Origin of the sequence: Pedobacter sp. (assembly GCF_045628745.1) — a bacterium.
Classification (GTDB): domain Bacteria; phylum Bacteroidota; class Bacteroidia; order Sphingobacteriales; family Sphingobacteriaceae; genus Pedobacter.
This window is the reverse complement of record NZ_JAZQPU010000017.1, coordinates 1-5349: the sequence shown is the minus strand read 5'-3', so window position 1 is coordinate 5349 and position 5349 is coordinate 1. Positions and strand designations below refer to the sequence as shown.

Below are 5349 nucleotides of genomic sequence, written 5' to 3'. Positions count from 1 at the left end.
GGGATTTGGAGAGAAAATATCAAACTGGGCCTTAGTACCTGGGCTGAGGATTCTAGCCTACATACCGTTCGTTCAGACTGCCATGCGTGGGGAGCAAGTCCAAACATTGACTTTTTCAAGGTTGTATTGGGCATAAGTAGTGATGCGCCAGGGTTCAGCCAAGTCAAAATAAAACCACATTTGGGCGCAATGAAAAAAGTAAGTGGAGAAATGCCGCATCCAAAGGGCAAAGTTTCCGTAAGCTATTTAATGAAAAAAAATAATTGGGAAATCAACATTAACTTACCGCAGGAAACAACAGGGAAATTTGAATGGAAGGGGAAGACCTATCTGTTGAATGCAGGTGCAAATTCTTTCAAGATTTAACTTTATTTATAAAACATAATAGTTACATAAATTACGGAATTCCCAGAATTGTGCCATTAGGATATTCCCTTTGAAAATAAATATGAATTCAATTAAATATCTATTGATTTTTTGCTTAGCACTTAATTTAACAAATCACAGCTATAGTGCAGTAAAAGATTCATTGTCTTTGGCCGATGCCCTACAGAATAACATGGTTTTGCAGCAAAACAAGGCTTTTAAAGTATGGGGTAAAGCAAATGCAGGCGAAAAGATTTCTATCACTGCAGATTGGATGGCTAACCCAATAATAGTAATAGCAGCAAATAATGGCATTTTTGAAGGTATGATAGCAGTTCCACAAGCTAAAAGAGGAGATTTTAGCTCTCATTATATTCTTGTTGGAACGAAAAAAGAAAAAAAGAAACTGATTAACTTGCTTATTGGCGATGTATGGTTTTGTAGTGGACAATCTAATATGCAGTTTGCAGTAAAGGAAATGACTGGAGCAGCCGATGTGATCAGTAAAGCAAATCAGCCCCATATCCGGCTACTCAATGTGGAATTAAACTTTAGCAAATATCCTATTGACACATTTGCAGGTAAATGGCAAGAATGTTCGGGAGCTAATGTTAAAGGGTTTAGTGCTGTAGGATATACTTTCGGACGTAAACTTTATGATGAATTAAACATTCCAATAGGTATTATTTTTTCAGGAATTGGTGCTTCAGGAGTACAGGCGTATCTACCACAAGACGTATTAGCTAATAATTCCTTGCTTAACCAAACCTATCTTCAACCTTATCTCGATAGTCTGAAGGCCAAGGAAGAGATCAGTAGTGCGTTTTCTTTTGAAAAAGTTGTTCGGCCTTTCTTACTTTATAATGCTATGATCCATCCGTTTATTAATCTCTCTATAAAGGGATTCTGTTGGTACCAGGGCGAATCGAATCATATGGAAAGAATAGCGTATGTAGAAGCAATGCATGTGATGATTAAGGAATGGCGTACAAGATTCAAGCAAGCTGATCTTCCTTTTTATTATGTTCAAATTGCTCCTTTTGCACATGAAAAGGAAGACGTGAAATTAACTTATGATGCCTTTTTTAGGGAAGCCCAAGGCCAAATAGCAGAACTTAATAATACTAAAATGATTTGTACGATGGATGTTGGGGAGGCTAAAAACTTACATCCTACCAAAAAAGAACCCATTGGGCATCGATTGGCCGCCGTTGCATTAAACCGAACTTATCATCAACTTTCAGTTACTTACATGGGGCCCACCTTTAGTCATGCAATATTTCAGAAAGAGATAGCCACAATTTATTTTAAGCAAGAAACACTTTCTGGAGGTCTAAATACCAGCGATGGGCAAGCGCCCGCCTTTTTCTTTGTAGCTGGAGATGATCAGATTTTTTATCCTGCGATAGCCAAAATTATCAATAATACTATAGTGGTGACCAGTGATAAGGTAATAAAGCCAAGGGCAGTAAGGTATGCCTTTTTCAATTACCCGGTAACCAATTTACAAAATAGTAACGGTTTTCCAGCGCTACCGTTCAGGACTGATGATTGGCCAGAGCCAAAATAAGAAGATCATAATTGAAGATTTTTAATTCTATAGGATTAAGTAAAACGTAAATACTTAATGCCTTTGATTAATATTATCTTTAAGAATTGACTAAAACGTTTTAAAATAGATTAAATAATCCTATAGAAGACCTGAAGGATAAATAACAGATAAAATTTTAAGGTTTCAAAATAAATAAAATGGATCAAAAATTAATATTGGGTATTGATATTGGAGGTACACATATTACTGCAGCTTGTGTTGACCTGAATAAGAATATGATTTTGCCAAATACACTCACACGTGTTGAATTAGATTCGAAAGCAGACTTAGAAAGCATCATGCATTTTTGGACCCACGCTATTCTACAGTCTTGTTCAACTCTTGCAAAAACGCCAAATTATATAGGCATTGCCATGCCCGGACCAATGGATTATGAGAAAGGAATCTGCATGATTAAAGGCCAAGATAAATACGGGGCACTTTTTGGTTTAAATATTAAAGAGTTATTGGCTAGTCGTTTACATATTAATGTTAATCATATTGGTTTTGTAAACGATGCAGTAGCATTTTTATCTGGTGAGATTCTTGGCGGAGCGGCCAGTAATGGCCATAACGTAATTGGACTTACACTTGGAACAGGTCTTGGTTCAGCAATGATGTTGAATAAGGAAAGTGTGACGGATGCTGATTTATGGAAACTGCCCTTTAAGAATGCGATTGCCGAAGAATATTTATCAACTCGTTGGTTCGTGAAAAGCTATTTTCACAAAACTGCTATAGAAATAAAGAATGTAAAAGAATTATTTTTTCTGGCCGAGGGGGGTGATACGCAAGCACTTGAGGTTTTTAGAGAATTTGGTGTCAATTTAGGGCTGTTCCTTCAAAGTTTTATAGCGTTAACTGGCAAAATTGATACTGTGGTGCTTGGAGGAAGCATTGCTAAGTCTATTCAATTCTTCAAAGCAGATTTAATTGGTGCCTTAGGGCAGGATAATCAAATTGAAATTTATCAGGCCTTACTCGCTGAAAATGCTGCGCTGCTTGGGGCTGCTGGTCTCTGGAAAAATAAAAATCTTACATATAGCCCTATAGCTTAGCCATATGAAGAATCTCCAAAAAGTTTTTCTGGTCTTTTTCTTTTTATGCCCTAACCTTGTGTTTTCACAAAAAGCCTATTTTATTGATGGTTATCATGGAGGGATGTGGGGACATTATCCAATGGGCTATACCTCTTTTATTGTTGAACAATTAAATAAGCATCCAGATTGGAATATCAATCTTGAGATAGAGCCAGAAACATGGGACAGAGAGTTAAAGGCTGATGTTAATGGCTATAATGCGTTTAGCATATTTCTAAAAGACAGCACGGTGAATAGTCGAATAGAGTATGTGAATCCAACTTATAGCCAGCCATATATGTATAATATATCAGGAGAAAGCATAATCAGGCAATTCTCTTATGGCATGGCTACATTAAAAAGACATTTTCCCTTTATAACATTCAAGACTTATTCTTCTGAAGAACCTTGTTTTACCAGTGCCTTGCCACAGTTGTTAAAATCGTTTGGTTTTCAATATGCATCACTTAAAAATCCAAATACGGGGTGGGGTGGCTACACCAGAGCTTTTGGAAAAGAGTTGGTCAATTGGATTGGGCCAGATGGAAGTTCGATATTGACGAGTCCACGTTACCAGATAGAGGCTTTAATGTCTAATTCAACCTGGGAAACGATCGGGAACGGAAGAAACAATGACTTTATACCTGCAGCCTTTAATAATGGCATTAAAAATCCTGTTGCCATGAGTCTGCAAGATGCAGGTTGGCTTTTGGGGCCATGGCTGAGGGATGATTTTCACAAACCTACAGTTTATACCACCTGGAGAAATTACTTTGAGAATATAGCTGAAGTTCAGAATGTTGAAAATTGGAATCTTAGTCAGGAGGATGTTTTAACAAGTTTAGTCTGGGGTGCACAGGTTGTTCAAAAATTAGCACAACAAACAAGAGTTACAGAGAACAAAGTTATTCAGGCAGAGAAAATTGCTGTTATCCGTAATTTGGAGGATGGGACGGCTTACCCTTCATCTTCTTTGGATCAAGCATGGAGAAGTCTGATGCTCGCTCAGCATCATGATACCTGGATAGTACCCTATAATGGCGATAAAGGAGATACTTGGGCCGATAAGGTGAGTGCCTGGACGGATCAGGCAAATGAAATTACGAATGGTATTAACGTAATGACATCCACTAACGCCTATTCTACAAAAGTTGCTTACTTAAAGGTATTTAATACGTTAGCAAATGAGCGTAATGAATGGGTAAAAGCACTACTGCCTGCTGGTTTAGCAAAGGATAATCAACTTATTATTACTGATCAGTTCAATAATGAACTGCCCTCTCAACTGTTGCAAGAGGGTAGCATCATTGCGTTTAAAGCCAAAGTACCCGCATTGGGTTTTGTAGTGTATGAAATTAAGAAAGGTAAAAAGAAGGCGGCTGCTGAAGGTGCCAAAATCCTTGTTCAAAAAAATGGAGATTATATTTTGGAATCTGATCTCTATAGAATTCGAATCAACAAGGCTGAAGGAGGAACTGTGAAGAGCTTAGTGGCAAAAGGGTTAAAAAACAAAGAGTTTGTTGACCAGCATGCAGAACGAAAATTCAATGAATTGCGTGGTAATTTTTATCGCCAAGGGGGCTTTAAGACAAATGCTGATCAGCCTGCGTCGCTAAATATTTTAGAAAACGGCCCTTATATTTTGAGTATAAAAATTGAAAGTGAAATTGCTGGTCATCCTCTTTCACAACAAATAGAATTAATCCAGGGTCAGCCGTTAATAAATTGCAACATCTACATAGACTGGAAAAAAAATGAAGGTATTGGTGAGTTTGAAGAGACGAATTACAAATCTGAAAACCTGCATAAGGCGTTTTATAACGATAAGTATAAGCTGCTTACTTTATTTCCACTTGCTCTGGAAAACCAACAAGTGTACAAAGATGCACCATTTGATGTGACAAAAAGTAGATTGGAAAACACTTTTTTTAGCACTTGGGATAGTATCAAAAATAACATTGTTCTAAACTGGGTAGATGTTTTAAGTGGAGATCAAAAATATGGAATGAGCTTATTTACTGATCATACAACGAGTTATGCCCATGGGAAAAATTTTCCTCTGGGTTTAACAACACAATATGCTGGATATGGATTATGGGGCCGTAATTATACAATAAAAGATGCAACAGAAATAAAATATTCCCTGTTACCTCATGTAGGAAACTGGCAAAAAGCAGGGGTAAGTTACCAAAATCAGAAGATAAACGAACCTCTACAGGTTAATGTTATGGCGATGAAACCTTCTCAATGGAGCGGAACTTTTATAGAGACTTCGTCTAAAATGCTTGAGCTTACTTCTTGTGTTTACAAGGG

4 protein-coding genes are annotated in these 5349 nt (G+C 37.2%); all 4 read left to right on the top strand.

The genetic code is table 11. The annotated features are described in order from the left end of the window. Positions 1–366 (top strand): alpha-L-rhamnosidase C-terminal domain-containing protein (locus ACR2F7_RS00815; RefSeq protein ID WP_432711711.1); only part of this gene is annotated, 366 nt, incomplete at its 5' end. Positions 367–448: 82 nt separating this feature from the next. After that, positions 449–1936 (top strand): sialate O-acetylesterase, encoded by a 1488-nt coding sequence (locus ACR2F7_RS00810; RefSeq protein ID WP_432711710.1) that lies wholly within the window; start codon positions 449–451, stop codon positions 1934–1936. A 179-nt stretch (positions 1937–2115) separates the two neighbouring features. Continuing rightward, positions 2116–3015 (top strand): ROK family protein, encoded by a 900-nt coding sequence (locus tag ACR2F7_RS00805; RefSeq protein WP_432711709.1) that lies wholly within the window; start codon positions 2116–2118, stop codon positions 3013–3015. Positions 3016–3019: 4 nt separating this feature from the next. Beyond that, a partial coding sequence (locus tag ACR2F7_RS00800; protein ID WP_432711708.1) for a glycoside hydrolase family 38 C-terminal domain-containing protein occupies positions 3020–5349 on the top strand: 2330 nt, incomplete at its 3' end.

Excerpts from the sequence above, each read along its gene's own strand:
- ACR2F7_RS00810 (WP_432711710.1), top strand. The coding sequence starts at position 449 with ATGAATTCAATTAAATATCTATTGATTTTTTGCTTAGCACTTAATTTA.
- ACR2F7_RS00805 (WP_432711709.1), top strand. The coding sequence starts at position 2,116 with ATGGATCAAAAATTAATATTGGGTATTGATATTGGAGGTACACATATT.